The sequence below is a fragment of the Streptomyces sp. NPDC050509 genome (assembly GCF_044457965.1).
GTDB lineage: Bacteria > Actinomycetota > Actinomycetes > Streptomycetales > Streptomycetaceae > Streptomyces.
The window spans coordinates 362,159-386,227 of sequence record NZ_JBITHL010000004.1; the positions used below are offsets into that span (position 1 = coordinate 362,159).

Annotated in this window: 23 protein-coding genes; 14 read left to right on the forward strand and 9 right to left on the reverse strand. The window is 70.6% G+C overall.

What is annotated here, in order from left to right:
• Positions 1-91: 91 nt before the first annotated feature.
• Positions 92-3,667: a S41 family peptidase gene (locus ACIBJC_RS14090; RefSeq protein ID WP_399291852.1), complete on the reverse strand. Its 3,576-nt coding sequence runs from the start codon at positions 3,665-3,667 to the stop codon at positions 92-94.
• A gap of 162 nt (positions 3,668-3,829) precedes the next feature.
• On the opposite strand from ACIBJC_RS14090, the gene ACIBJC_RS14095 reads away from it, so the two are divergent.
• Together ACIBJC_RS14095 and ACIBJC_RS14100 are read left to right on the forward strand one after the other, a co-directional pair.
• Complete coding sequence (locus ACIBJC_RS14095) at positions 3,830-4,402, forward strand: TetR/AcrR family transcriptional regulator (RefSeq protein WP_399291853.1); 573 nt, start codon at positions 3,830-3,832, stop codon at positions 4,400-4,402.
• Between the two features lie 164 nt (positions 4,403-4,566).
• Entirely contained in the window at positions 4,567-6,810 is a 2,244-nt protein-coding gene (locus ACIBJC_RS14100; RefSeq protein ID WP_399292336.1) for an MMPL family transporter, read from the forward strand.
• 148 nt (positions 6,811-6,958) lie between these two features.
• Here ACIBJC_RS14100 and ACIBJC_RS14105 read toward each other — a convergent pair whose 3' ends face one another.
• Positions 6,959-7,417, reverse strand: coding sequence for an SsgA family sporulation/cell division regulator (locus ACIBJC_RS14105; RefSeq protein ID WP_399291855.1), 459 nt, complete (start codon positions 7,415-7,417; stop codon positions 6,959-6,961).
• 386 nt (positions 7,418-7,803) lie between these two features.
• On the opposite strand from ACIBJC_RS14105, the gene ACIBJC_RS14110 reads away from it, so the two are divergent.
• The 6 genes from ACIBJC_RS14110 to ACIBJC_RS14135 all read left to right on the forward strand — a co-directional run bounded on the left by ACIBJC_RS14110 (position 7,804) and on the right by ACIBJC_RS14135 (position 13,148).
• Complete coding sequence (locus tag ACIBJC_RS14110) at positions 7,804-8,067, forward strand: hypothetical protein (RefSeq protein WP_399291857.1); 264 nt, start codon at positions 7,804-7,806, stop codon at positions 8,065-8,067.
• Complete coding sequence (locus tag ACIBJC_RS14115; RefSeq protein ID WP_399291858.1) at positions 8,064-9,008, forward strand: RimK family alpha-L-glutamate ligase; 945 nt, start codon at positions 8,064-8,066, stop codon at positions 9,006-9,008. The genes ACIBJC_RS14110 and ACIBJC_RS14115 overlap by 4 nt, the downstream gene beginning before the upstream one ends.
• Positions 9,009-9,133: 125 nt before the next feature.
• Complete coding sequence (locus ACIBJC_RS14120; RefSeq protein WP_399291859.1) at positions 9,134-10,183, forward strand: energy-coupling factor ABC transporter permease; 1,050 nt, start codon at positions 9,134-9,136, stop codon at positions 10,181-10,183.
• Between the two features lies 1 nt (position 10,184).
• Positions 10,185-10,946, forward strand: a complete 762-nt coding sequence (gene cbiQ / locus ACIBJC_RS14125; RefSeq protein WP_399291861.1) for a cobalt ECF transporter T component CbiQ — start codon at positions 10,185-10,187, stop codon at positions 10,944-10,946.
• Positions 10,947-10,957: 11 nt separating this feature from the next.
• Positions 10,958-11,761 carry an energy-coupling factor ABC transporter ATP-binding protein gene (locus ACIBJC_RS14130; RefSeq protein WP_399291863.1) on the forward strand — a complete coding sequence of 268 codons (804 nt, stop codon included), beginning with the start codon at positions 10,958-10,960 and terminating at the stop codon, positions 11,759-11,761.
• 130 nt (positions 11,762-11,891) lie between these two features.
• A complete protein-coding gene (locus tag ACIBJC_RS14135) occupies positions 11,892-13,148 on the forward strand; it encodes a serine hydrolase domain-containing protein (RefSeq protein WP_399291865.1) in 1,257 nt (418 codons plus the stop codon).
• Positions 13,149-13,155: 7 nt separating this feature from the next.
• On the opposite strand, the gene ACIBJC_RS14140 is transcribed toward ACIBJC_RS14135, so the two are convergent.
• Both ACIBJC_RS14140 and ACIBJC_RS14145 read right to left on the reverse strand, forming a co-directional pair.
• Positions 13,156-14,223: a DUF1259 domain-containing protein gene (locus tag ACIBJC_RS14140; RefSeq protein ID WP_399291867.1), complete on the reverse strand. Its 1,068-nt coding sequence runs from the start codon at positions 14,221-14,223 to the stop codon at positions 13,156-13,158.
• A gap of 185 nt (positions 14,224-14,408) precedes the next feature.
• On the reverse strand, positions 14,409-14,813 hold the full coding sequence (locus ACIBJC_RS14145) for a Dabb family protein (RefSeq protein ID WP_399291869.1): 405 nt from the start codon (positions 14,811-14,813) through the stop codon (positions 14,409-14,411).
• 163 nt (positions 14,814-14,976) lie between these two features.
• On the opposite strand from ACIBJC_RS14145, the gene ACIBJC_RS14150 reads away from it, so the two are divergent.
• On the forward strand, positions 14,977-15,606 hold the full coding sequence (locus tag ACIBJC_RS14150; protein ID WP_399291871.1) for a TetR/AcrR family transcriptional regulator: 630 nt from the start codon (positions 14,977-14,979) through the stop codon (positions 15,604-15,606).
• Positions 15,607-15,711: 105 nt separating this feature from the next.
• Here ACIBJC_RS14150 and ACIBJC_RS14155 read toward each other — a convergent pair whose 3' ends face one another.
• On the reverse strand, positions 15,712-17,301 hold the full coding sequence (locus tag ACIBJC_RS14155) for a putative glycoside hydrolase (protein WP_399291873.1): 1,590 nt from the start codon (positions 17,299-17,301) through the stop codon (positions 15,712-15,714).
• Between the two features lie 320 nt (positions 17,302-17,621).
• Here ACIBJC_RS14155 and ACIBJC_RS14160 point away from each other — a divergent pair, with 320 nt between their 5' ends.
• Positions 17,622-18,632, forward strand: a complete 1,011-nt coding sequence (locus ACIBJC_RS14160) for a polysaccharide deacetylase family protein (protein ID WP_399291875.1) — start codon at positions 17,622-17,624, stop codon at positions 18,630-18,632.
• A 159-nt stretch (positions 18,633-18,791) separates the two neighbouring features.
• Here ACIBJC_RS14160 and ACIBJC_RS14165 read toward each other — a convergent pair whose 3' ends face one another.
• Genes ACIBJC_RS14165 through ACIBJC_RS14175 form a run of 3 tightly spaced genes read right to left on the reverse strand, consistent with a single transcriptional unit; the run spans position 18,792 to position 20,417 of the window.
• Positions 18,792-19,868, reverse strand: coding sequence for a protein-L-isoaspartate O-methyltransferase (locus ACIBJC_RS14165; protein WP_399291877.1), 1,077 nt, complete (start codon positions 19,866-19,868; stop codon positions 18,792-18,794).
• Positions 19,869-19,878: 10 nt separating this feature from the next.
• The gene (locus tag ACIBJC_RS14170) at positions 19,879-20,121 is read right to left on the reverse strand and encodes a hypothetical protein (protein ID WP_399291879.1); all 243 of its coding nucleotides are present in this window, start codon (positions 20,119-20,121) and stop codon (positions 19,879-19,881) included.
• Positions 20,118-20,417 carry an ATP-binding protein gene (locus ACIBJC_RS14175; RefSeq protein ID WP_399291881.1) on the reverse strand — a complete coding sequence of 100 codons (300 nt, stop codon included), beginning with the start codon at positions 20,415-20,417 and terminating at the stop codon, positions 20,118-20,120. The genes ACIBJC_RS14170 and ACIBJC_RS14175 overlap by 4 nt, the downstream gene beginning before the upstream one ends.
• Before the next feature lie 397 nt (positions 20,418-20,814).
• Here ACIBJC_RS14175 and ACIBJC_RS14180 point away from each other — a divergent pair, with 397 nt between their 5' ends.
• The 4 genes from ACIBJC_RS14180 to ACIBJC_RS14195 all read left to right on the forward strand — a co-directional run bounded on the left by ACIBJC_RS14180 (position 20,815) and on the right by ACIBJC_RS14195 (position 22,848).
• The gene (locus ACIBJC_RS14180; protein WP_399292338.1) at positions 20,815-21,699 is read left to right on the forward strand and encodes a helix-turn-helix domain-containing protein; all 885 of its coding nucleotides are present in this window, start codon (positions 20,815-20,817) and stop codon (positions 21,697-21,699) included.
• A gap of 2 nt (positions 21,700-21,701) precedes the next feature.
• On the forward strand, positions 21,702-21,887 hold the full coding sequence (locus ACIBJC_RS14185; protein WP_399292339.1) for a DUF397 domain-containing protein: 186 nt from the start codon (positions 21,702-21,704) through the stop codon (positions 21,885-21,887).
• 6 nt (positions 21,888-21,893) lie between these two features.
• Positions 21,894-22,079: a DUF397 domain-containing protein gene (locus ACIBJC_RS14190; protein WP_399291882.1), complete on the forward strand. Its 186-nt coding sequence runs from the start codon at positions 21,894-21,896 to the stop codon at positions 22,077-22,079.
• 67 nt (positions 22,080-22,146) lie between these two features.
• Positions 22,147-22,848, forward strand: coding sequence for a class I SAM-dependent methyltransferase (locus ACIBJC_RS14195; RefSeq protein WP_399291884.1), 702 nt, complete (start codon positions 22,147-22,149; stop codon positions 22,846-22,848).
• 94 nt (positions 22,849-22,942) lie between these two features.
• On the opposite strand, the gene ACIBJC_RS14200 is transcribed toward ACIBJC_RS14195, so the two are convergent.
• The gene (locus ACIBJC_RS14200; protein WP_399291885.1) at positions 22,943-23,881 is read right to left on the reverse strand and encodes a helix-turn-helix domain-containing protein; all 939 of its coding nucleotides are present in this window, start codon (positions 23,879-23,881) and stop codon (positions 22,943-22,945) included.
• Positions 23,882-24,069 lie beyond the last annotated feature (188 nt).

Here is a 24,069-nt window from a genome sequence, read left to right on the forward strand (position 1 = left end):
CCGGAGCCGAGATGGACAGCGGAACCCTATGAAGGAAGAGGCGCACCCGGTCCGCCGGGTGCGCCTCTTCCTTTGCTCCGCTTCGTCGGGATCAGCGCGGCGGCAGCTTCGGGCGGCGCAGGTCCGGGACCGCCCCGTAACCCGGCGGGGTCGACGCCGGCTGTCCGGCCAGCAGGTCCAGCGCCACCCACACCGCGTCGTCGAGCTGCGCGTGCCGCCCCTCCGCCCAGTCGAGCGGGGTGCGCAGCGCCTCGATGTCCGGCTCCACGCCACGGTTCTCGACGGACCAGCCGTACGCGTCGAACCAGGCGGCGTTCATCGGCACCGTGATCACCGTCCCGTCGCAGAGCCGGTGCCGGCCCGTCATCCCGACGACCCCGCCCCAGGTGCGCTGGCCGACCACGGGACCCAGGTCGAGCAGCCGGAACGCCGCCGTGATCATGTCGCCGTCGGAGGCCGTCGCCTCGTCCGCGAGCGCCACGACCGGACCGCGCGGCGCGTTCGAGGCGTACGAGACGGGCTGCGCGTCGCGGGTCAGGTCCCAGCCGATGATCCGGCGGCTGAGCTTCTCCACGACGAGTTCGCTGATGTGGCCGCCCGCGTTGCCCCGTACGTCCACGATCAGCGCGGGCCGTGAGACCTCCAGGCGCAGGTCCCGGTTGAACTGCGCCCAGCCGGAGCCGCCCATGTCGGGGATGTGCAGGTAGCCGCACTTGCCGCCGCTGATCTCCCGTACGACCTCGCGGCGTTTGGCCACCCAGTCCTGGTAGCGCAGCGGCCGTTCGTCGATCAGCGGGACGACGGCGACCCGGCGGGGCCGGCTCTCGTGGATGGCGGGCGAGCCCTCGCGCTCGGCGGGCCGGAAGGTCAGCTCGACCGTGGTGCCTCCGGCGGCGGCGAGCAGCGGGTACGGGCCGGCCACCGGGTCGACGGGGCGGCCGTCCACATGGGTGAGGACGGCGCCCTCACGGATCCCCGTACCGGCCAGCGGTGAACGGGCCTTGGAGTCCGAGGAGTCACCGGGCAGGATCCGCTTGATCATCCAATCCCCGTCCCGGCGCACGAGGTTGGCGCCGAGCAGGCCCATGGGGCGCTGGTAGTGCGGCGGTCCCTCGTCGCGGCGGGCGGGGGCGACGTACGCGTGGGAGGTGCCCAGTTCGCCGAGGACCTCACGGAGCAGATCGGCGAACTCGTCGGGGGAGGCGACCCGTTCGACCAGCGGACGGTACTGGTCGAGCACCCCGTCCCAGTCGATGCCGCACATCCCCGGCTCCCAGAAGAACGCCCGGATGATACGGCCCGCCTCCGCGTACGCCTGGCGCCACTCCGCCTCCGGGGCGACATCGTGCAGGATCCTGCGCGGATCGAGGAAGACGGTCGAGTCGAGGTCGCCCAGCTCCGTCGCGGGTACGGCGCGCAGCTCACCGTCGTCCACGACGACGAGGCGGGTGCCGTCGCCGCTCGGCGCGAACCAGTCGAGATGGGCGACGAGTTCGCTCTTGCGGGCGCGGGCGATGTCGAAGTGTTCGAGGGTGGGGCGGCCCGACATGTCGGAGGGGTTGGCGAAGGTCTCGCCGAGCGCCCCGGAGATCGGCCAGCGCAGCCAGACCAGACCGCCGCCGCTGACCGGGTGCAGGGCGGAGTACTTGGACGCGGTGACGGGGAACGGGGTCACCCGGTCCGCCAGCCCCTCGACCTCGACGGTCACCGCGAACGCCCCGTCGATCCCGCCGACCAGCTCCCCACCGGCCGGATCGAGCCCACCGGCCGCCGGACGGCCGTCCGGCGAGAGAGCGAAGGGGGAGGGGGTCGCGGAGGAGAGGGGGACGAGATAGGGGCGGCAGCCGAGGGGGAACGAGAGGTCGCCGGTGTGGACGTCGTACACCGGGTCGAAGCCGCGCCAGGAGAGGAAGGCGAGATAGCGGCCGTCGCTGGTGAAGACCGGATTCTCGTCCTCGAAGCGGCCGTTGGTGACGTCGACGATGGTACGGGCGAAGCTTCCGGCGATCTTGGCGAGCTTGATCTGCCGGAGCGAACGGCCGATCCCGGGGTGGGACCAGGTGAGCCAGCCGCCGTCGGGGGAGAAGGCGAGGTCGGTGACGGGGCCGTTGATGGACCGGATGAGTTCGGTGACCTCGTCGGGGTCGGTATCGGGGTCGGGGTCGCTCTCGTCTGTGGCGGCTTCGCTGTCGGCGTCCTGCGGCTCCGTATCCGTATCCGTATCCACGCCCGCAGCCGCGTCCGTACCGGCGTCCGTACCGGCGTCCGTACCGGCGTCCGCGTCCCCTTCGGTCTCCGCCGCCGGTGTGTCCGCCGTTCCGATCTCCGTTCCGGTCTCCGTCCCGGCGTCCGCCCCCTCCTCCTCGTCCGTCACATCGACCAGCAGCAGCCTGCCGTCGTGCGCGGCGACCGCGATGGTGGTGCCCTCCGGGTCGGCCACCATGTCCAGCACCCGGCCCAGGCGTCCTGAGGCCAGGCGGCGCGGGGGGCGGTCGCCGGTGGCCCGGGGGAGGTAGGCGATCTCGATCGCGTCCTCGCCGTCCGCGTCCGTCACGTACGCGACCTGGCCGCCGCTCCCGAGCATCACCGGGTTGCGGACCCGTACCCCCGGCGTGTCCGCGATCGTGCGGGCCGGGCCGTCGCGGTGGGTGAGCCAGTAGAGGCTGCCACGTACGGAGACGGCGCTCGCCCGGCCCGTCAGGTCCACCGAGATGCCGTCGATGTGGCGGGAGGCCGGGACCTGGTAGCCGCGCCGCCCCGCGCGCGGGCCGCCCAGCCGTACGTCGAGCTTGCGCGGCACGGAGTCCGGGGTCAGCGCATCCACCAGCCAGAGGTCGCCCGCGCACTGGTAGACGACCCGGCGCCCGTCGGAGGAGGCGTGGCGGGCGTAGAAGGAATCGTGGTCGGTGTGGCGGGTGAGGCCAGTGCCGTCGGGGAGGCAGGAGTAGAGATTGCCGACGCCCTCGTGGTCGGAGAGGAACGCGATGCGCCCGCCGACGAACATCGGGCAGTCGAGATGACCGCCCAGGTCCGCGAGCAGCCGTTTGCCGTGCAGCCAGAGCCGGCCCATGGCGCCGCCCCGGTACCGCTTCCAGGCGGCGGGCTCGTGCGGCGGCTTCCCGGTGAGCAGGAGCGTACGGCGCTCTCCGGCGTCGGGCTCCCCGCCGGCCACGGCCGCCGACCCCGACGCGCCCTCGCCGACCGGCAGGTCCGTGATCGCGATGTCCGTCACCGGGCCCCACGGCAGCGCGCCGCCCGGGGAGCCGTCCGTGGGCAGGCTATACGCCCAGGCGAAGTACGAGAACGGCTGGCCGTGCGAGGAGACGGCGAGGATCTGCGACTCGCCGTCCTTGTCGGGCGGCGTCCAGCCGCAGACGCGCGTGTCGGTCGCCCCCCAGTAGGTGAGCCGGCGCGCGGGCCCGCCCTCCACCGGGGCGAGATGGATCTCGGGGTCGAGGCTGCGCCAGTTCGTATAGGCGATGTGGCGGCCGTCCGGCGAGAAGCGGGGATGGCCGATGCGGGTACGGTCGACGGTCACCCGCCATGCGCGCTCCGGCCGCTGCCCGGGTGGCGCGAGGGGGGCGACCCAGAGGTCGTCCTCGGCCACGAAGCACAGCGAGTCGTCGTGAAGGTGCGGGAAGCGAAGGTACGCGGTCTCGTCACTCACCCCCCAATGCTGCCCTTTTGGTCCGCTCTTCGCCTCCGGGACGGCTCGTTTCCTCACCCACGGAGTGGCGTGGCCCAGGCCACAAAGAAAACACTTCCGTTTCGCTCAGCCCCGGCTTACCTTCGTACTGTACGAAACCGTTTCGTTCGATGGAGGTCGATCGTGGCACGCAGCAGACTCACGCCGGAGCGGGAGTCCGAGCTGTACAACGCCGTGCTCGACATCCTGCGCGAGGTCGGTTATGACGCCCTCACCATGGACGCCATCGCCACCCGCACCCGCTCCAGCAAAGCCACCCTCTACCGCCAGTGGGGGAGCAAGCCGGAGCTGGTCGCCCGTGCCATGCGATGCGCGAAGCCGCATCAGGTCGGTCAGGTCGACACCGGTTCACTGCGCGGGGACTTCCTCGCGATCGCCGCGTTGGCCGAGGAACACAAGATGGAAGAGGACGCCGCGCTGATGCGGGCCCTGTTCTATGCCGTCCACAACAACCCGGACCTTCTCCAGGCGCTGCGTGAAGTGCTCATCGAACCTGAGATCGAGGCCTTCCGCGCGATGCTGCGACGCGCAGCGGACCGGGGCGACATCGCCGAGGACAACCCGGCGGTGCCCTACCTCATCCACATGCTGGTCGGCGGGTTCGTCGCCCGGCAGCTCATCGAGGGTCTGCCGCCCGACCCGGCCTTCCTCCGGTCGTACCTCGATTCCGTGGTCTTCCCCGCCCTCGGTATCTGACCCGACCGGCCCTTCCCCGCAGTACCCGTAACTCCACGGCACCTACAGCACCTACAGCACCTACAGAACCCACAGCACCCGCAGCACCTGACGCGTACCGCTCTTCGCCGTCGGGACGGCTCCCCATGCCCTTGTTCCCTTCACAGACCCGGGAGTACGCCCTCGTGGCCACGTTCCTCTACAAGCTCGGACGGCTCGCCTTCCGGCGCCGCCACTATGTCGCCCTCGTGTGGGTGGCGTTGCTGGCGCTCGCCGGAGTCGGCGCGGCCTCCGCGTCCACCGCCACCTCCAGCTCCTTCTCCATACCTGGCACGGAGGCCCAGAAGGCCTTCGACCTGCTGGAACAGCGCTTCCCCGGAGCCAGCGCCGACGGCGCGACCGCCCGGGTCGTCTTCAAGGCCCCCAGCGGCGAGAAGATGACCGACGCCGGCCACAAGGCCGAGGTCGGGAAAATCGTCGACGAACTGAAGGGCGGTTCCGACCAGGTCGCCTCCGTCGCGGACCCGTACGCCGCGAACGCCGTCTCCCAGGACGGGAGGACCGCGTACATCCAGGTCTCGTACAAGGTCAGCTCGATGGAGCTGACGGACGGGACCAGGACCGCCCTCGAAGACGCCGGCGGTGACGCGCGGGACTCGGGGATGGCCGTCGAGATCGGCGGTGACGCGCTCCAGGCCGTACCGGAGACCGGGACCACCGAGATCATCGGGGTGGCCGTCGCCGCCGTCGTGCTCGTCATCACCTTCGGTTCCCTGGTCGCCGCCGGACTGCCGCTGCTCACCGCGCTGATCGGGGTCGGTGTCGGGGTCTCCACGATCACGGCGCTCGCCAACGTGCTGGACCTCGGCTCCACCACCTCCATCCTGGCGATGATGATCGGCCTGGCGGTCGGTATCGACTACGCGCTCTTCATCGTCTCCCGCTACCGCGCCGAACTCGCGGAGGGCAGGGAGCGCGAGGAAGCGGCCGGACGCGCCGCCGGTACGGCCGGATCCGCCGTGGTCTTCGCCGGGCTCACGGTCGTGATCGCGCTCGTCGGACTCGCCGTCGTCAACATCCCGATGCTCACCAAGATGGGCTTCGCCGCCGCGGGTACGGTCGTGATCGCGGTCCTCATCGCGCTCACCCTCGTCCCGGCGATGCTCGGCTTCGCCGGAAAGCGGGTGCACGGCCGCAAGGCCCGTACGGCCGCCGAGGCCACGGCCTCCTCCGACGGGAAGCCCGCCGAGGAGAAGCCCAACATGGGCACCCGCTGGGCCCGCTTCGTGCTGCGTCGCCCCGTCGCCGTCCTGGTGACGGCGGTCGTCGGCCTCGGGGTCATCGCCGTACCGGCCGCCTCCCTGGAGATGGGCCTGCCCGACGACGGCTCGCAGCCGACCAGCACCACCCAGCGCAAGGCGTACGACCTGCTCTCGGACGGCTTCGGCCCCGGCTTCAACGGTCCGCTGATGCTCGTCGTCGACGGCAAGGCCGAGCACAACGCCAAGGAGGCGGCCACCCACGTCTCCGACACGGTGAAGAAGATGGACGGCGTCGCCGTCGTCACCCCGCCCGCCCTCGACAAGGCGGGCGACACCGCCACCATCACCGTCATCCCCAAGGACCGTCCTTCCTCGGTCGGGACCGAGGACCTGGTCCACTCCATCCGGGACGCGGGCGGCACGATCAGGGCGGACGACGGGGCCGACGTCCTGGTCACCGGTGCCACCGCCATGAACATCGACTTCTCGGAGAAGATGAACGACGCGCTGATCCCGTATCTCGCGCTCGTCGTCGGCCTGGCGTTCCTGCTGCTGATGGTCGTCTTCCGGTCGGTGCTCGTCCCGCTCAAGGCCGCGCTCGGCTTCCTGCTCTCCGTGGTCGCCGCCCTCGGCGCGGTCGTCGCGGTCTTCCAGTGGGGCTGGCTCGCGGGTGTGCTGGGGGTCGAGCAGACCGGTCCGATCATGTCGATGATGCCGATCTTCATGGTGGGTGTGGTCTTCGGCCTCGCGATGGACTACGAGGTCTTCCTCGTGACCCGGATGCGGGAGGCGTACGTCCACGGTGAGCGGCCCGGAGAGGCGATCGTCACCGGCTTCAAGCACGGCGCACGGGTGGTGGTCGCCGCCGCGGTGATCATGATCGCGGTCTTCGGAGGCTTCATCGGCTCCACCGAGTCCATGATCAAGATGATCGGCTTCGGCCTCGCCATCGCGGTCTTCTTCGACGCGTTCGTGGTCCGCATGGCGATCGTGCCCGCGGTGCTCGCGCTCCTCGGTCACCGCGCCTGGTGGCTGCCGCGCTGGCTGGACCGGGCGCTGCCCAATGTGGACGTGGAGGGCGAGACCCTGCGCAAGGAGCTGGGCGACGGCACGGACGGCGGCCCGGACGGCGGTCCCGGCGGGAACCGGGAGCTGGCGCGGGTCTGACAGGTTCCCTTTGATACTCCGGGGCCGCTGAAAGAGCGGTGAGGCGGCCCCGGGCCGCGCCGGCGCCGTGGGGACGGGAGCCGGAGCAGGTGAGCGGCCCGGTCCGTACCCCCTGGGAAGGGGCGTACGGGCCGGGCCGCTCGCTGTGTCAGGTGTGCGGGAGTGGTCTGGCCTTGGTCGGCCCGGTGAGTCCGGTGAGGTCGGTGAGTTCGGTCGCGGTGCCGGGCTCGATGTCGTGGCGCTCCTGCCCCGCCGGGACCATCGCGTACGAACGCTTCAGGAACCGGCGCAGCGCCGCGGAGTCGAACTGCACCACCGCGAACCCGTCCGGCGAGTGGAACTCCACCACGGTCTGGGCCCGGCCGCAGGGCCACACATGGACGTCGCCGTCACCGGACGGCATCCGCAGACCGGAGTCGAGGAGCTCGCGGGCGAAGGCCCAGACCACCTCGCCGCGCTCGCGGTCCTGGGAGACCTCGGGCGGGAACACGATACGCAGGGCGAGCGGATCAGCGCCGTCGTAGCGGAGGATGACAGGGATGGTCCTGAGATGGGGGGAGTCCGTGACGACACGGGCTTTGGCCGGTTGCTCGACGACGGGAGACATCGACGCGCGCCTCCTTCATCATTATCGGACTTTTAACTCTTAAGCCTACATATCGCACTCCGCAAGTGCGGCGGGTCCGGGGTGACGAGGGTGGGGATCGCGGGTGGGATCGCGGGTGGGGATCGCGCGGTACTCGACGGGAGCCCGCGCCTGCCGTGGGGCCCAAGGCTCCTCCGGACCATGAGGTCGTCGGCCGCCTTTTCATTTGCCGGACCGCGAGGTTGTCGGTCACCGTTTCGTTTTCCGGACCCCGGAATGTGCACAGTGCTCATTTCAGGTCGGCTCTTGTCCCCCCGATTCACCCGGCGCGGTTGCGGGCTCGGGTATAGGTGATTCAATGGAATTGATACCGGATTGATTTCAGGGCAACCACATGGAGGTCCATCATGCCGGAATTCAAGCTCGGGGACACGGTCAGTAAAGATACGAGAGGCTTCAACGAAAAGCCGCCTCCCGTCGTCTTCCAGGTTCAACCCGACTCGTACGTGGCTCTGCAGACTCCGGAGGAGCTCCGGTCGTGGGAGCAGGCTGTCCGGATGACCACCGGCCTTGAGATCGACGCGGATTCCCTCAAGGCGGCGGTGTGCGGATCCGAGTCGTGCAGAAACTGTTGCACCATCGACAGTTGCGTGGATTCCGCAGAGCAATGATCCTCACCGTTTCGGTCAAGGACGATTTGCATGCTCTCTTCATCCGTGACACGGCGCTGCGCCGCGGATACCGCGATTTCCACATAGTCGAATGCGACCGGATCAGCGGGCGTCCCGACGGTGTGTCCTGGTCCTCGGACCGAACCTCGCCCACCACGGTTCCCACGTCTGACGGCCGAACGGTGGGTCTGGAGGACGCGTCGGTGCTGTGGTGGCGGCGCATGCAGGCGAACCAGCAGGCCGTGGCCGGTGCCGGGAACGACCATCAGCGACGCCTCGTGAACAACGACTGCCGTGGAGCGCTCGACGGCGTACTCGCCGCGGCGTACCGAGGCGAGTGGATTTCCTCGCCCGAGGCGACCGATCGCGCCGCGGACAAGCTGTACCAGCTTGCCGTGGCGCGGGAAGCCGGGTTCCGTGTGCCACGGACACTCGTCTCGCAGTCGCGTGAAGAGGTTGTCGAGTTCGCCAAACAGGTAGGGCGAGTCATTGTCAAGCCGGTGGTCGGCGCGAGCGGCCCTCTGATGTTCACGCAATATGTGGACGACCCGGCTTCGATTGCGGAAGAGTCCTTCGCGGCGTGCCCCGCGGTGTATCAGGAATATGTCACCGGCAGCCGGCATGTGCGACTGAACTGCTTCGGTGACCGTATGTACGCGGGGCTGATCGAGACCGACGCTTTGGACTGGCGCCCCGATCTGAATGTCCCCATAACCAAGTGGGCCGTGCCGGACGATGTGTCCACACGGGTGTCGCAGGTGCTCCGTACACTCGGCCTGCGCATGGGAATCATCGACATCAAGCTCACGGCCGACGGTGAGCCGGTATGGCTGGAAGTGAATCCGCAGGGGCAATTCCTTTTTCTTGAGCCCCTCCTCAAAGAGCCACTCGCCGATCATTTCGTGGACTTTCTGCTGTCGTGCGACGGAGCGGGCGGGTAGCGGGCTCCGGGCAGCCATCACCCCGCCCGGACCGCCCGGCCGCCGCCCCGCCCCCCGGGGGCGGCTGAATCGCACAGCATCCGCTCTTGCAAGTAGTTCGCAAGAAGGCGGTATCATCAGGCGCCATGCATGTCCCCGACGGATTCATCGACCTGCCCGTCTCCGCCGCCACCGGTGCCGTCGCCGCTGCCGCCGTCGCGGTCAGCCTGCGCGGCGCGCGCCGCGAACTGGACGAGCGCACCGCACCGCTCGCCGGACTCGTCGCCGCCTTCATCTTCGCCGTGCAGATGCTGAACTTCCCGGTCGCGGCCGGGACCAGCGGCCATCTGCTGGGCGGGGCGCTGGCGGCGATACTCGTCGGTCCGTACACAGGCGTCCTGTGCGTCTCCGTGGTCCTGCTGATGCAGGGCATCCTCTTCGCCGACGGCGGGCTCACCGCGCTCGGCGTGAACATCACCGACATGGCCGTGGTGACGACCGCCGTCGCGTACGTCCTCTTCCGCGCCCTGGTCACCGTCCTGCCCCGCACCCGCCGCTCCGTGACCGTGGCGTCCTTCGCCGCCGCTCTCGTCTCCGTACCGGCGGCGGCGCTCGCCTTCACCGGTCTGTACGCGATCGGCGGCACGTCGGACGTACCGCTCGGCAAGACGCTCACCGCGATGGTCGGCGTGCACCTGCTCATCGGGATAGGCGAGGCCGCGATCACCGCGCTGACGGTCGGCGCGGTCATCGCCGTACGCCCGGACCTGGTGTACGGGGCGCGCGGGCTGACCGCGCCGCTGAAGCTGCGGGTGGGCGGGGAACTGGTCGACGCGGCGCCCACGGCCGCCGAGGTCCCCTCGCCGCGCTCGTCCCGTACGGTCTGGGCGGCGGGCCTGGTCACCGCCCTCGTTCTCGCCGGTTTCGTCTCCTTCTACGCCTCCGCCGACCCCGACGGCCTGGAGAAGGTCGCCGCCGACCAGGGCATCGACCGGAAGACCGAGGAGCACCACACCGCGGACTCCCCGCTCGCCGACTACGGCGTCAGCGACGTCTCCGACGCCCGGATCTCCGGCGGCCTCGCCGGGGTGATCGGGGTGGGCGCCACGATCGCCGTGGGCAGCGGCGTCTTCTGGGCGGTACGCCGCCGCCGTACCGCCGCGGGGGCCGCCTCCGTACCCCCGGAAACCGCCTGACATGGGCGCCGGCCACGCGCACCGGCTCTACCGGCACGGCGACTCGCCGGTCCACGCCCTGCCCCCGCACTGCAAGCTCGCCGCCGTCTTCTGCTTCGTCCTGGTGGTGGTCTCGACGCCGCGTACCGCCGTCTGGGCGTTCGCGCTGTACGCGGCGCTGCTGGCCGGGGTCGCCGCCGTGGCCCGGGTGCCCGCCGGGCTGCTGCTGCGGCGGATGCTGATCGAGGTGCCGTTCGTGGCCTTCGCGGTGCTGATGCCGTTCGTGGTGCCCGGGGAGCAGATCCGGGTGGCGGGTGTCCCGCTGAGCGTGCCCGGTCTCTGGGACGCCTGGAACGTCCTCGCGAAGGGCACGCTGGGCGTCGCCGCGTCCGTGCTCCTCGCCTCCACGACCGAACTGCGCGCCCTGCTGCTCGGCCTCCAGCGGCTGCGGCTGCCGCCGCTGCTGGTGCAGATCGCGTCCTTCATGATCCGGTACGGCGATGTCATCACCGACGAGATGCGCCGGATGTCGATCGCGCGGCGCTCGCGCGGCTTCGAGGCGCGCGGCGTACGGCAGTGGGGCGTGCTCGCGAAGTCGGCGGGGGCGCTCTTCATCCGCGCGTACGAGCGCGGGGAGCGCGTGCACCTGGCGATGGTGAGCCGGGGGTACGCGGGGAGTATGCCGGTCATCGACGAGGTGACGGCGTCGCGGGCGCAGTGGACGTACGCCGCAGTCCTCCCGGTGACGGCGCTCGTGGTCTGTCTGCTTGGCTGGACCCTATGAGCCCGGACCCGATGAGCCGCAGTGAGGACCGTACCGTCGAGCCCCTTCCGTCTCCCGGGGCCCCCGCGTCCCTGGAGGTCGCCGGGCTGGCGTACGCCTACCCCGACGGCCACCAGGCCCTCTTCGGCGTCGACCTGCGGGTGGCGCGCGGCGAGCGGGTGGCGCTGCTCGGCCCCAACGGCGCGGGCAAGACCACCCTCGTCCTGCATCTCAACGGCATCCTCACGGCGGGCGCGGGGAGCGTCACGGTCGCGGGACTGCCCGTCGGGAAGCGCCACCTCGCCGAGATCCGGCGCCGGGTCGGCATCGTCTTCCAGGACCCCGACGACCAGCTCTTCATGCCGACCGTACGGGAGGACGTGGCCTTCGGCCCGGCCGCCGCCGGGCTGCGCGGCGCCGAACTGGCCGCCAGGGTGGTGACCGCGCTGACCCGGGTGGGGATGGAGGCGTACGCGGACCGGCCGCCGCACCACCTGTCGTTCGGGCAGCGGCGGCGGGTGGCGGTGGCGACCGTCCTCGCGATGGAGCCGGAGATCCTCGTCCTGGACGAGCCGTCGTCCAACCTCGATCCGGCGTCGCGGCGCGAACTCGCCGACATCCTGCGCTCGTTGGACATCACCGTGCTGATGGTCACACACGATCTTCCGTACGCGCTCGAACTCTGCCCGCGCTCCGTGATCCTGAGCGACGGCGTCATCGTCGCGGACGGTCCCACGGGTGAACTCCTCGGTGACGAGGAGCTGATGGGGGCGCATCGGCTGGAGCTGCCGTTCGGTTTCGACCCCCGGTCCGTACGGGCGCGCACGCCAGGTTAAGAGTCGGTTTCGCGGCGGCTTTCCGGCCCGGGGCCCGTTGTGCCGGATCGTGTCGCACCCCGCTCCCGTTGCACCATAGAGGGGGTCGTGCCGACGGGGTGCGACGCGATACACGGGCAGGGGTACGGGCGTGGACGTCCAGGGCACGGTGGCGGCGGGCTTCGAGCCGGTCAGGGACGCTTTCGTACGGAACTTCGAACGGCTCGGTGAACGCGGGGCGGCGGTCGCCGTGTACCGGGACGGACAGAAGGTCGTCGACCTGTGGGCGGGCACGCGCGACGCCGCCCCCGACGAAGGCGACGGGGCGGCCGGCGACGAGAAGCCGGCGGCCCCGTGGGCGCTGGACACCGCGCAGGTCGTCCACTCCGCGACGAAGGGCATCGCCGCCTCCGTACCGCTCCTGCTGCACCAGCGCGGACAGATCGACCTGGACGCGCCGGTCGGCACGTACTGGCCGGAGTTCAAGGCCGCCGGCAAGGAGCGGGTGCTCGTACGGCATCTCCTCGCGCACCGCGCCGGGCTGCCCGTGCTCGACCGTACGCTCACCCCGGCCGAGGCCATGGACGGCGAATCCGGCCCGCGCGCTCTCGCCGCGCAGCGCCCCCTGTGGGAGCCCGGCGCCGACCACGGCTACCACCCGCACACCTACGGCTGGCTCGTCGGCGAACTGGTCAAGCGGGTCACCGGACGCGGCGTCGGCCGCTGGATCGCCGAGGAGATCGCCCGCCCGCTGGGCCTGGACTTCTGGATCGGGCTGCCCGATGAGGAGTCCCACCGGGTGGGCAGGACCGCCCGGATCGAGGAGCCGTCGGCGGTCGGCGGGGCGCTGCGGCTGCGGCCCAAGCGGTCCGTGACGGAGGCGTACCGCAACCCGGAGTCGCTGACGCGCCGCGCGTTCGACATCGTGGAGCCGAGCTTCGACGAGAACGACCCGGTGTACCGGGCCGCCGAACTCCCCGCCTCCGGCGGCATCTCCACCGCCCGCGCCCTGGCCCGCTGCTACGCGGCGATGATCGGCCCGGTCGACGGCCACCGGCTCTTCGCCCCGGCCACCCTGACCCTGGCGCGTACGGAGGAGTCCGCCGGCCCGGACCGCGTCCTCGTCGTCAACACCCGCTTCGGCCTGGGCTTCATGCTCCACGGCCCGGCCGCACCCCTGCTGGCCCCGGGCTCCTTCGGCCACCCCGGCAGCGGCGGCTCCCTCGGCTTCGCGGACCCGGAGTCGGGGATCGCGTTCGGCTACGTCACCAACGGCCTGCGCAGAGGGGTGACGGCGGACGCCCGGCCCCAGGCACTGGTGCGGGCGGTACGGGCGGCGATCTCGTCGCCGGACGGGGCGGCCGGGGAATCACCCGCGGAGGCGGGCGAACGGGCGAGCGGGGAGTGACAGGGCCTCAGTCCTTGGCCGGTACGACATGGGTGGCGTCCACCGCGGGGCGCAGCGCCTTGGCGAGTTCGACGCCGTCGCCCACACCCCAGAAGTGGGTGAAGAACAGCCGGGGTTCCTCCGAGAGCCCGTGGTTGTGGAGTTCGACGAGACTGATCCCGCCGTTCCGCAGCAGGGTGTGCACGGTCTGGATCTCCGAGGCGATCATGACGAAGTCGCCGTTGACCGCGGCCTGTCCGCCGCCCAGGGGCTGGAAGTTGAAGGCCGATGTCGAACCGAGCCCCGCCGGGAGCACCATGCCGTGCTCGATGATCGTCTCGCGGCGGGCGAAGACGGACTTGTAGATCCCGTCGTCGTTGACGCCCTCGGTGCCCAGCACGTCGTCCATCGCCCTGACGTCCAGGTCGAGGGGCTGCGGTGGCTCCAGTGGTCGTGCGGGCGGTGTGGCGGTGGCGTCGAACGCGGCGCGGAATCCGCGGGCCATGGCCATCGGGTCCCGGCCGTGGGCGTGCACATGGGTCCACCAGATGTCGGGGTCGTGCGCGAGCAGATGCTTGTGGATCGCGGTCTGGGCGATGCCGTGCTCGATCAGCGCGTCGCTCACCCGCTGCAACTCGTCCTCGGTGACGGCCATGTCGCCCATGGCGAGCGTGCTGCCGTCGGCGTAGCGGATGAACCCGATGTGCGAAGCGAGGGCGAGACCGGGGGTCACCCTGATCCCCTGGGAGACCACGTTCAGGTCGTGGCGGGGGAAGCGGGTGCGGTACATGACGTCGTTCAGCACACTGCCCGGCCGGCCCATGACCTTGGCGACGCCCTTCCAGTCCGCCGGGGTGGTGGCCACGGGCCGCACCGGCTCCGGCGCGGCCCCGGCGGTGGTGCCCGTGCCGTACCCCCGGCCCGCGTTCGCCCCGGCTCCGGACTCCTTGGCCCCGGCCGACGCGGTCCCGGCCGAGGCGGGCCCCGTACCGGCGACGGCCAGCACCGGGGCGAACGCGGCGGCGGCCAGCAGCCGGCGCCGGGGTGTGGTTGCCCGGTCGTGTCCGGACTCGTCCTTCTGTGATCTTCCGTTCATCACATGAAACACCTCCGTGTCGGATGAGAACACGGCGGAGGCGAGGAATCGCGATCCCTCGGGCGACACGTCAGGTGCAGGGTGAAAGTGCCGCCGAACGGACCCGGGCCGGGCGGGCGATCTCGGCGGCGGGGCGGCCGGTGCGGCGGCCGGTACGGGGCCCGCCGACCGCTACGCGCAGCTCATCAGGTGGTCGCGATCGAGGTGTCGGGGATCGTGTCGAGGAGCCGGGCCCACTCGGGGGACCGGGCCACCCGCGCGAGATGCAGCTCCGTGATCTTCTCGGCCAGGCCGGGGTCCATGTCGTCCGAGAGCCGGACGGGCGAGAGCCGCTGAAGGTGCGGGAAGACGTCGAGATCGCCTTCGATCAGCACCCGGTCGTTCATGTACCGCTCCAGCGCGGCCAGATCCTCGACGCCCACGCAGTAGGTGTGGGTGTAGCCCTCGGCGGGATCGCCCAGGTCCTGGCCGACGACGCCGAACGATGTCGATTCGAGGGTCGAGATGCGGCGCATGGTGGCCAGGACGGCGGCCTTCTCGTCGTCGGTCGTGCCGTCCTTGAAGCTGAAGCGCAGGATGTTGACGATCACGGGATCCCCTCTCGATCAGAACCAGTTGGTTCAATCTGATGGCCCAGTAAGTTAATCACGAGATGGTTCACAGAAATGAACCCATTGGTTCAATCAGATCAGGGGGAACGGCCCGGACGAGGTACCGCGAGACGGCCTGAGGTACCTTGCGGAGGTGACCGGAGTGGCAGCCTCGCGTGGGCGTATCGACAAGCGGCAGGCCATCCTGGACGCCGCCTTCGCGGTCTTCGCGCGCCAGGGGTACGAGGGCGCGTGCGTGCAGCGCATCGCCCGGGAGGCGGGCGTCGCGAAGCCGACGGTGTACAACCACCTGACGGACAAGGAGAACCTGTTCCGTCATACGGTGCTGGCGGCGGCCGACGCGGTGATGGCGGACAACCTCGCCGTCATGGACCGGATGCGCGCCCCCGGCGCCGATCTGCGCGCCGCGCTGGAGGACATGGCGTACCGCCTGCTCCAGGTCTGCTGCGGCGAACGCGCCCGCGCGCTGCGCTGGCTGACGTACGCCCAGGTCGCGGGGTTCCCCGACCTGATCGAGATGGTCCAGGACCGCACCGCCACCCGCCTCACCGAAGCCCTGGCCGACCGCCTGGCCCGCCTCTCCCTGGCGGGCCGCCTGCGCCCCTGCGACCCGGCCGTGGCGGCGGAACAACTCCTCGCGCTGCTCACGGCCCCGATGGAGGCGCGTACGCGGCTGGGCACGCGCAAGGTTCCGGCGGCGGAGACCCGGACGGTGGCGAGGGCGGCGGTCGACACGTTCCTGAGGGCGTACGGCCCGGAGCCGGGCCAGTAGAGCGGCCCAGCAGACCGGCCCAGCAGGACGCCCCGGTGACCTGGCGGGTCACCGGGGCGTCCTGCTGGGCGCTGTCCCCGGGGGATGCGCGTCTCGCGAGCCGCGTCAGTGCGCGGCGATCTGCTGGAGCGCCGCGCCCTGGTAGCGGGCCCCGGCGTTCCAGAGGATGAAGGAGTGCATCTTGTTGGCCTCAGCGGCCTTGATCTGCTCGGCCACCTGGGCCGGCCCGTAGGTGCTGCCCATCGAGAAGTCCTGGAGCCACGGGACGATCTCGGTCTGCGTGCCCTTCGCCTGGCGGGCGAAGTCGGCGAGCGAGCGCTGCACGATCGCGTACGGGGCGGTGTCCGGGTTGGCGACGCCGTACTCGCCAGGACCCCAGTGGGACGGGTAGACCATCGGCGCGATGTAGTCGCTGACCTTGACCAGGGCCCCGATGTCCTGGGCGATCTCGGTGGGCCGGGTGGCCGCTATGCCGAAGACCGAGACCCCGAGGTACGTGGCGTGCGGGCGCAGTGCTTCCCGGGTGTCCGCGACGAACGAGGTGATGGACTGCTCGGGCGTGGCGGACCCGATGCCCGGGAACCGCATCTTCGACAGCGGGCCGTCGGGGCGGCGCACGTAGTCGTAGAGGATGTCGTCGAAGCCGAGCTGAGCCGCCTCGACGGCGAGGTCCCGGTTGTACTTGCGGACCGCGGGGTCCGCGAAGTTGGTGAAGGACAGGTTCCCGTAGTGGCCGCCGTTGTAGGCCTGCCCGTCGGGGGTCTGTACGACCTGGCTGCGCTTGCCGGCCTTCCAGGCCGCCGCGCCGAGCTTGGGGTCCCGGAAGGCGACGATACGGCCGATGACCTGGGCGCCCGCGGCGTGCAGCTCCGCGACCGCCTTGCGGGCGTCGTAGTAGCCCTTGGCCGCGCCGATCTGACGGGCCATCGCCACCTGGGAGGCGTAGCCGACCTCGCCGTCCTCGTCCTTGATGTCCAGCTCCACGGCGTTGAGCTTGCCGCTGCGGATCAGCGCGAGGATGTTGTCGTGCAGGGTCTTGTCGCCCCAGCCGATGGCCGTGATGTGCGCGGCACGGATCATGGGGCGGCGCCCCCGGGTGGACACGGTCCTGGCGGTGGTGTTCCCGGCGCGGTCCACGGCCTTCACCGTCACGGAGGGGGTGCCCTTGGGCACCGTGATCGTGAACGTCCCGGACTTGTCGACGGGAACCTCCTTGCCGTCGACGGTCACCTTGGCGTCGCCGGAGGCCCTGCCGGTGACGGTCACCTTGGCGTCGGCGGCGGCGGAGGTCTTGCCGTTGGCGGACACGGGGGAGGTGACGTTCTTGACCTCGGGGTCGGCCACCTTCAGGGCGGGGGCCCTGGTGTCCACGGTGAAGCCCACGACCTTCTGGTACGAGGCGAAGGGGAGACTGCTGTCGCCCGCCACCACCAGGGTGTGCTTGCCCTCGGTCAGACGGGGGAGGGCGAGCTTCAGCCGGCCGCCCTCGGCCGTGACGGGGACCACCGTGCCGTCGAGCGTGGCGTGCACCTTGTCCTGGCGGCCCGCCGCCTTGGCGTTGAGGTACGCGGTGACCTGCGCGGCCTTGCGCCCGTCGAGGAAGGCGCCGTCGGCGAGACCCTGCACGCGCGGTCCCGGTGTGAGGACGGTCCAGGCTCCGACGCCGGCCCCGGCCAGGGCGAGCGTCCCGGCCATCGCTATCAGGGCGCGGCGGCGGGCGGGACGGGGGGGACGGTAGGAGGAGGTGGAATTCGCTATGTATCGCGTTTTCGTGACCATCATGCGCCCTTCGTGCTGTGGCCGGGCCGGCCGCCGTTGCGGCGACGCTCGGTGGTGCTCCATTGATTGCCCACCGGCGCGTCACCCCTCCTCCCTTCGGCCGGATTTCACACGAACGGCCGCGTTCTGCCCGGCGTGGTGGCTGCGCCATCCAGGCGACGATGCGGTACGGGGGCCTCCGCCGCCGGTAAGGATGCCGCGACACATCCGCCCCGGAGGCCGCCTTGGAGGCCCTCATGCGCCACCCGCTCGTCCCGCTCTGCGCCCTGGCAGGCGCCGCTCTGCTCGCCTCGGGCTGTTCCCCGGGGTCGTCCCCGGCCGCCGGAGGGCGGCAGGCGGCGGCCTCACCGGCGGCGGTCAGTGCCGTCGCCGCGAAAGACCCGGCGGAGGTCGGCGCCGATGAGCTCGGCCAGGTGCCGGTGCTGATGTACCACCAGCTCACCGAGAAGCCGGCGAGCGTCTACGACCGCACCCCGGCCGATTTCCGGGCCGAGCTGGAACGCCTCGCCCGGGAGAAGTACGTTCCGGTCACCGCCCGGGACTTCCAGACGGGCCGCATCGACATCCCGGCCGGGACGCACCCGGTGGTCCTCACCTTCGACGACTCGACCAACAGCCAGGTCCGCCTGGGCCAGGACGGCAAGCCGGTGGCGGGCACGGCCGTCGCCATCCTGGCGGAGACGGCGAAGAAGCACCCCGGGTTCAAGCCCGTGGCGACCTTCTTCGTCAACGCGGACGCCTTCTCGGCCACCGGCTCCGCCAAGGCGCTGACCTGGCTGAAGAAGCACGGGTACGAGGTCGGCAACCACACCGACCGCCACCAGAACCTGGCCTCCCTGGACCAGGCGGGCGCCGCGAAGGCCATCGCCGCCGGACAGCAGGCCATCGTCAAGGCCGCGGACGGGGCCAGGGTCACCTCCCTCGCCCTGCCCTTCGGGGCCATGCCCCAGCAGGCCGGGGTCGCCGCGAAGGGAACGGGCTACCGCTACGACGGCGTGTACCTCGTGGGCGCCAACCCCTCGGTCTCGCCCTTCGACAAGGCCTTCACGCCCGGCGGGATCCCGCGGATCCGCTCGGCGGGGCCCAAGGACCAGGACGCCGAGTTCGGTTCGTCGCGCTGGCTGGACAAGCTCGCCGAGGGGAAGAACTGGTACGTCTCGGACGGCGACCCGAACACGGTCGCCTTCCCCCGCGCCGCGCAGGACAAGGTGGCCCCGGCCTTCGCGAAGCGGGCCCGGCCGTACTGAGGCCCTTCGTTCCGTGTCGGGAGGGGCAACTCGGACGCGTCGCGAGTGCCCCTCCCGGCTACGAGCAGTGGGGGCAGCGCTCCTTCACCCGCTTTCCGTCGTACACGACCCAGATCCATCCGTCCTCGCAGCTCGGACAAGCAGCCATGACCGTTCCCTTCAATTCCGTGTGTACGAGAGAGGTACCGCGGGGTCGTCCAGCCAGACGAACTGCTCCTCCGGCGTGACGGTGACGCCCATCCGCTCCAGCCCGGGGCGGCCGAGGCCCAGCCACGCGTCGTGGATCCGCTCAGCCGTGTCCCACAGGTCGCGTGGCCCGGTCTGGGTGACCTGGTCGCCGCGTACGGTGGCCCGCGAAAGGCCGTCGCCGAGCGGGGTGATGATGCCGTCCTCGGTGCCCCAGGGCGTATCGCCCACCACCGTGTCGAAGAGCACCTGCAACCCCGGCGGCGGATGGAGCAGCGTCGCGGGATCGCGCTTCAGTTTCCGTACCCGCGGTTCCGTATCCGCGTCGACGTCTCCGCCCGCCGGGCGGCTCCGCTGGCCACGGAGCACCATGAACGCACACTCCTCGTGGAACCGGCCGACCGCCGTGCCGTCGCCCCGGACCTTCAGGCGCAGCAGCCGCATGACCGGCGCGTACGGCATCACGATGACGCCACCCGGCCGGGTCTGCTCCACCCAGGTGTACGGGATCTGCCGTACACCGCAGGTCACATGCGTCCGGTCGAACGGGGCCAGGCCCGGAACACCGGCTTCCCCCTCCCCGACGACCAGGCGCGGCGCGAGCCCGGCCGAGCGCAGGTTGGCGGCAGCGGCGGCGGACAGCCCGGCGTCGATGTCGACCGACACCACCTGTTCCGGGCCGCCGGTCAGGTACGACAGGAGGCCGGCCGTCCAGCCGGTGCCCGTACCCACTTCGAGCACCCGGTCCCCGGACCGGGGCGCCAGGTGCCGCAGAAACGCGTTGACGAGGAGCGGGCTGGACGCCGAACAGGTGGGCGCGTACGTCTTCGCCGCGTTCTCCGGGGTCAGCTCGGTCCGCCCGTCGTCGAGTTGGGTGAAGACGACGGTGTCCGAGCAGACCGCCCGCCACCAGGTCGCGGGATCGGCCTCGCGGTCGATCCAGTGACCCGCCCCGGTTCCGGCGGGCTTGGCCCACGCCTGCGCGGGGATGAAGAGGTGTCGCGGTACATGGATCGTCGCGTCGGCGAGACAGCGGGTGTGTGGGGCCACAGGGTCCGCCTCACATTCGGGTCGCGGGTGGGCGGCCGTAGCCGCGTCGGTAACGGGTCCGCGGATGGCGGACGGTGACGAGGACCGGGTCGCGATAGCAGTAACAGGTGTATGTATGCCCCTCCTCGGCGTCCACCGGCACGTACGGCGCGGGGGCCTCGGGGCGGCCCGCCCACGCGTACAGGATGCCCAGCACCAGCACGACAAGGCTGCCGGTCAGGGCGACGACACCCCACAGGACGCGGTCGTTCACCGCGTCCACAGTTCGCACCAGACCGTCTTGCCGACGGTACGGGGCTCCACGCCCCACCGGTCCGCGACCTGCTCCACGATCAGCAGCCCCCTGCCGAAACACTCCTGGTCGGTGGCGGCCCGCACCACCGGCAACCGCTCCCCGCGCGGATCCGTGACCTCGATACGGAGCACCGCCGCGCTCAGGGCGACCCGCACCCGGAAGAACCGGTCCCGCAGACACCCGTGCAACAACGCGTTCGTCCCCAGCTCACTCACCAGCAACGCCGCCGACCACGACAGCTCGGGCCGCCCCACTCCGCCACCAACCGCCCCACGTGCCCCCGGGCCAGCGACACACTGCCGGCCACCGGCGTGTAATCCAGCGAATCCACCTTCAGCACGGGCCCGAACTCAGGCCCCGGGGCCGGAACTTCCTGCGCAGCGGTCATGAACACGCACCTCCGTGTGCGGTCGGGATCTGCCCGTACGGGACGCGCATGGCAGTGGCGATGCCACCGGGCCGCACCCCTTCCAGGGCACGGCAGGGCGGTGCACTTCCACCAAGTGGCTCCGCAGTGCGAGCGGTTGCGTACTGAACGTAGCGGCCGAGTCGCGACCGGACAACTGCACGGGACGAATTCTCCCCGTGCGGGTGATTGCTGAGCGTCGAGTGGCTGTTGCAGACTGTGCGCGACGAGGAGAGGGGTGCGTGATGGTGAACCGGCACGTGAAGGCGGGTAATCGGGTATCGACCGTCCTGGCACGCCAGTTGGGCAGCCAGTTGCTTGCCTTCAGGGAGGCTGCCGGGCTCAATCAGTCACAGGCGGCCAAGGTGCTCAGCGCTCACACGGCCAAGGTGGCCAAGATGGAGCGGGGATGGGTTCCTTTCCGGGATCCCGACATCGTCGCGTTGTGCAAGCTGTACGGAGTTGAGGACGAGGAGGTCATCGAGGGGTTGCTGGGTCTGGCCAAGCTGGATCGCGAGCGCCGCCGGGCGAAGGGCTGGTGGGTCAGTTGTGCCGGCGGAAACCTCCGTGAGTACATCGCCATGGAGGACGCGGCGCTCGGGGTGCGTATCTGGCAACTGTCACTTGTACCTGGGCTGTTCCAGACTCCTGAGTACATCCGCGCCTCGGTGGTGGCCGGGATCTCGGCCGAAGAGATGGACCGCATCGAGGAGGTCGTGGATGTGCGGCGGAGGCGGCAGGAACGTCTGCACAGCGACCGTCCGCTTCAGGTGCACGCGGTGATCTGGGAAGCGGCGCTCCGTCAGCTCATGGGCGGGCCGCAGGTGATGGCACGGCAGCTCAACCGCTTGTGCGAGCTGTCCGAACTGCCCCACGTTCGCATTCAGGTGCTGCCCTTTCGAACGGGTGGATACCCTGGCATGGGAGGCCCCTTCAACATTCTGTCCTTCGCGGAGGAGGGTGCGACGGACGTCGTGCACATGGACGGTCTTCACTCCACGGACTGGGTTGAAGGCGTGGAGGACAGCACGGCGTACGGAGATCTGTTCAGGCATCTGTGTGCGATCAGCTTGTCGCCCTACGACTCCGTGCGGCTCATCGAGGACATCGGCAAGGAAATGAGCGAGTGAGCGTGTCCGCCTTCAGGTTCACGAAGTCCAGTTACAGCAACCCGAGCGGCGAGTGTGTGGAAGTCGCCCGGAACATACCTGGCACTGTCGCCGTGCGCGACTCCAAGGCCCCTGCGGGCCCGCTGCTTCAGCTTTCCCCCGAAGTCTGGGACGCCTTCCGGTCAGGCCTCGTCCGTGAGGAGCCGTAGCACCCCGTGTCGCACTTCCAGTTCGTCAAGTCCAGCTACAGCAGCGGCGATGGCGAGTGCATAGAGGTTGCCCTCAACGTCCCCCGTATCGTCGCCGTCCGCGACTCCAAGAACCCCACCGGCCCGCTGCTCCAGCTCACCCCCGCCGCCTGGTCCGCCTTCCGGTCGGACCTCATCCGTGAGGGGCTGTAGCACCCCGCGCCGTAACGCCGGGTGAGATTCCCCGGAACCGGTCCGACGCCGGGCCTCGCCCGCCAGGATGGTGCGGGTGACGACCGACTCCTCAGACCTCTGGCACCACTACGGCCGCACCCGCGCCGATCGCGACCGCGCGGTCCCCGAGACGTTCCGCTGGAACTGGAGCCAGGACAGCGGGCCTGGTCCGGAAGTGCTCGGTGATCTGTCCGGGCGGGTCGTCGGGGACCTCGGTGCCGGGGCCGCCCGGCACGCCGCTCACCTCGCCGCCCGGCACGGGCCTGCCCAGGTCGTCGCCGTCGACGCCTCGCCCGCGCAGTACGCGATGGCCACGGAGCTGTTCGGCCACCTCGCGCCGGGCCTGCGGATCGTACGGTCCGGCGCCGTGCCGCATCTCCACGCGTCTGCCGGTACCTACGACGTGCTGTACAGCGTCTTCGGCGCGCTCGACTTCACCGACCCGCGTGTTCTTCTGTCTGCGGCGGCCACCGCACTCAAGCCCGGCGGGCGGCTGGTGTTCTCCACCCTGGCGCACTACCTCGGTGGCGCCGTCGCCCAGCCGGATGTCGTGGCCACCGACGTCCCTGCGAAGACTCCGGAGGGGGAATCGGCCACGATGCGCCGCTGGGTGCTCCAGGAACACGTCTGGGTGAAGGTCCTGGACGAAGCCGGATTCACCGGGATCGTCGTGGATGTGCTGCGTTCCACGGTCGCCGGGCCGCGCACCGCGGACACACTCCTGGTGAGTGCGGTACGGCGACCCTGAGCGCCCTGGTCCGCCTTCACCTTAGCCCGCGTGCGGCATCAGCCCGATGCCGGACGGCCCCTGTCGCCGCGCCCACGGTGACCCCCTTGATCAATCAACTCCGGCGCGTATTGCCGACGGGCCGGGGGCCTGCGTGCCGCATCTCGCGGGGGCATACCCCGAAGCGCCTCCGGAATGCCGTGCTGAGCGCGCTCGCGGAGGAGAATCCCGACGCGTATGCCAGCTCGGTGATCGTCAGATGCCGGTACACGGGTGCCCGCAGCCGGTCCCGTACCAACCGCAGCCGCTCCTCGCGGATCAGATCGCGGGGGGTTGTCCCTGCATGATGCAGGGCCAGCTGCACCTGGCGCAGCGACCAGCCCAGCGCCTGCGCAATGGTGGCGCCGGTCATGTCAGGGTCGGCCGCGTGTTCGCGGATGTACTGGCGGACCACAGCCTCCACCTCGGTCAGATGGCCCGGGGCGGTGGGGCGGTTGTCGCCTGCGGCGAGCATGCACAGCAGCTCGACCAGCCGGTCCGACACCGCGTCAAACCGGCCGCCGGTCAGGGTGTCGCGCTCCTCATGCAGACCGGTCAGCATGTCGCCCACCACCCGGCCCAGGCCAGAGGCCAGGTCGAGGCCGGCAACGAGCGGCGACGACCGGTTCAATCGCCCGTTCACCTCCCGAGCGGGGATCGACATGATGAGCGCCCGCATGGAGGCGTCCTGCAGCAGCTCGAACGGTGCGGCGAACGTGACAAGGCACCCGGCCTTCGGCGTCAGCCGTACCTCCTGGTCCTCCTGCCGCAGCACCAGTTCCCCGGCGACCGGTAGCAGAAAGCGGTAGTCCTCGTCCGGGTCGCGCCGCACCTGGCCCGCGGTCCGGGCGTACCTGATCGTGTCCGACCAGAACGTGACGAGCTGATAGGTGTCAGTGCGCTGACGGATCGTTCCCGCATGAAAGTCGTCGGTGGGCGGGTACCTGTAGTCCATCAGGCCTTGACACGACGTCACATGCTCGCTCCAGAAGTCGGTGCGCTCACCCGACGTCATGTCCCGAGTTGTCGACGAATCCACAACGTAGGTTCCTAAGGCCATTGAAGACGCCCTTCACTACAGCCTTCTCGTCGGGCATATCCGGAGTCGGTTCTCGCGCTCATGCCATCAAGCGTTGCACAATGCGACAACTTCCTTACGCGCAAGCACAATTCCCGGCGCGTCATCCAGTCCTATGGTCGGTC

Coding starts and splice junctions, on each gene's coding strand:
- ACIBJC_RS14180 (WP_399292338.1), top strand. CDS start 20,815: ATGGTGAACCGGCACGTGAAGGCGGGTAATCGGGTATCGACCGTCCTG.
- ACIBJC_RS14105 (WP_399291855.1), bottom strand. CDS start 7,417: ATGTCTCCCGTCGTCGAGCAACCGGCCAAAGCCCGTGTCGTCACGGAC.
- ACIBJC_RS14130 (WP_399291863.1), top strand. CDS start 10,958: ATGAGCCGCAGTGAGGACCGTACCGTCGAGCCCCTTCCGTCTCCCGGG.
- cbiQ (WP_399291861.1), top strand. CDS start 10,185: ATGGGCGCCGGCCACGCGCACCGGCTCTACCGGCACGGCGACTCGCCG.
- ACIBJC_RS14110 (WP_399291857.1), top strand. CDS start 7,804: ATGCCGGAATTCAAGCTCGGGGACACGGTCAGTAAAGATACGAGAGGC.
- ACIBJC_RS14160 (WP_399291875.1), top strand. CDS start 17,622: ATGCGCCACCCGCTCGTCCCGCTCTGCGCCCTGGCAGGCGCCGCTCTG.
- ACIBJC_RS14115 (WP_399291858.1), top strand. CDS start 8,064: ATGATCCTCACCGTTTCGGTCAAGGACGATTTGCATGCTCTCTTCATC.
- ACIBJC_RS14200 (WP_399291885.1), bottom strand. CDS start 23,881: ATGACGTCGGGTGAGCGCACCGACTTCTGGAGCGAGCATGTGACGTCG.
- ACIBJC_RS14120 (WP_399291859.1), top strand. CDS start 9,134: ATGCATGTCCCCGACGGATTCATCGACCTGCCCGTCTCCGCCGCCACC.
- ACIBJC_RS14195 (WP_399291884.1), top strand. CDS start 22,147: ATGGTGCGGGTGACGACCGACTCCTCAGACCTCTGGCACCACTACGGC.
- ACIBJC_RS14140 (WP_399291867.1), bottom strand. CDS start 14,223: ATGAACGGAAGATCACAGAAGGACGAGTCCGGACACGACCGGGCAACC.
- ACIBJC_RS14155 (WP_399291873.1), bottom strand. CDS start 17,301: ATGGCCGGGACGCTCGCCCTGGCCGGGGCCGGCGTCGGAGCCTGGACC.